The organism is Modestobacter sp. KNN46-3 (assembly GCF_011039295.1).
On sequence record NZ_JAAKGN010000319.1, the window covers coordinates 1 to 1,571 of the forward strand.

Sequence of the window (1,571 nt, forward strand, 5' to 3'; positions counted from 1 at the left end):
GGGTCCCTCGGCCACCTGCCAGGCGAGCCCGCGCTCGGCCAGTGCGGCGGCGATCCCCGCCGACGGCAGCGGACGCTGCGAGGCGACCGCGACCACGTTCCCGCCGTCCTCCCCGGCCAGCACCGGCGCCCGGGCCAGCAGGAGCACGTGGTCGAACACCTGCTGCACGGTCGCCAGCTCCGCCCGCACGAAGGACAGCGGCGGGTGGTCGATCAGGTTGACCGCGTAGACGCCGTCCTCGGCCAGTGCCCCGTCGACCAGGCGCAGCGCCTCCACGGTGGTCAGCTGCCACGGCACCGACAACCCGCCGAAGGCGTCCCCGACGACGAGGTCCCGTTCCCCGGCTTCCTCCGCCTCCAGCCCGACCCGGCCGTCACCGACCTGCACCTCGAGCTCGTCGGAGGTCTCCAGCCCCAGCTCCTGCTCGTCGATCGCGACGACGCCGGGGTCGACCTCGAGCACCCGGCTCAGCGTGCCCGGCCGCACCTCGGCCAGGTAGCGCGGCAGCGTCAGCCCCCCGCCACCGACGTGCAGCGCCGACAGCGGTTCGCCCGCCGGGGCCAGCGCGTCGGTGACCGAGGCGATGGCCTGGACGTACTCGAACTCGAGGTACGTCGGGTCCTCGAGGTCGACGTAGGAGTGCCGCAGGGTGTCCAGCAGGAGCACCCGACCGGTGTCGCGCTCGGGGTCGGCCACCACCCGGGCGCAGTGGTAGGCGGTCTCCCGTTCACACGGCGTCGGTGCCACCGCGGCCAGCACCGGGGCGGCCACGGCCAGGGCCAGCAGCCCGACGGGCAACCGGCCGGTCACCCTGGGGGTGCGGCGGCGCAGGAGCACCGCGAGGGCCACCCCGACCAGGACGACGAGCAGCCCGGTGCCGACCAGGATCACGCTGCTGGGGAGCACCGCGATCAGCAGGAAGCCGGTGGAGAACGTCGCCACGATGCCGCCGATGGTGCCGATGCCCGACAGCCGGCCGACGACCGAGCCGGTCTGCGCCAGGCTGCCCAGCTGCAGCGCGACGATCATCGGCGGGACGGCGGACAGCAGCGCGGCCGGGACGACGACGGCCAGCGCGGCCAGCAGCAGCACGTTCCCGGCCGCGGCGCCGGTGAACAGCGCACCGGCGAACCGCACCAGGGGCAGCACCGCCACGATCAGGGCACCGCCGGCCACCATCAGCGGCGCGATCAGCCGACGCGGGTCGGTGCGGTCGGCGGCGGCGCCCCCGGCCCAGGCGCCGACGGCGATCGCGGCCAGCGCGAACCCGATGACCGCGGTGCTGGTCTGCACGGTGATCCCGACGTAGGGCGCGATCAGCCGCAGGCCGACGACCTCGAGCACGAGCACCGCCCCGGAGGACAGGAAGGTGACGCCGGCGGCGATCCAGTCGGGCAGCGCCCGGGAGCCGGGACGGGTGGGCTCCTCGGCCGTGTCCGGGGTCGTCGACAGCGTGCTCGTGGCCGGCCGGGGGCCGATGGCCTGCGCGGTGATCCGGGCGTGCGGCCGGCTGGGCGTGAAGGCCGTGGCCGTGTACTCGGAGGCAGAACGCGACGCCCGGCACGTGCGGA

At 75.6% G+C, this 1,571-nt stretch carries 2 protein-coding genes; one reads left to right on the plus strand and one right to left on the minus strand.

The features are described 5' to 3' along the window. Positions 1–1,494, minus strand: a 1,494-nt coding sequence (locus G5C62_RS26955) for a fused MFS/spermidine synthase (RefSeq protein WP_241176170.1), incomplete at its 3' end; no start/stop codon positions are given. Here G5C62_RS26955 and G5C62_RS28450 point away from each other — a divergent pair. After that, the coding region (locus G5C62_RS28450; protein WP_241176171.1) for a hypothetical protein at positions 1,478–1,571 on the plus strand (94 nt) is incomplete at its 3' end. The genes G5C62_RS26955 and G5C62_RS28450 overlap by 17 nt on opposite strands.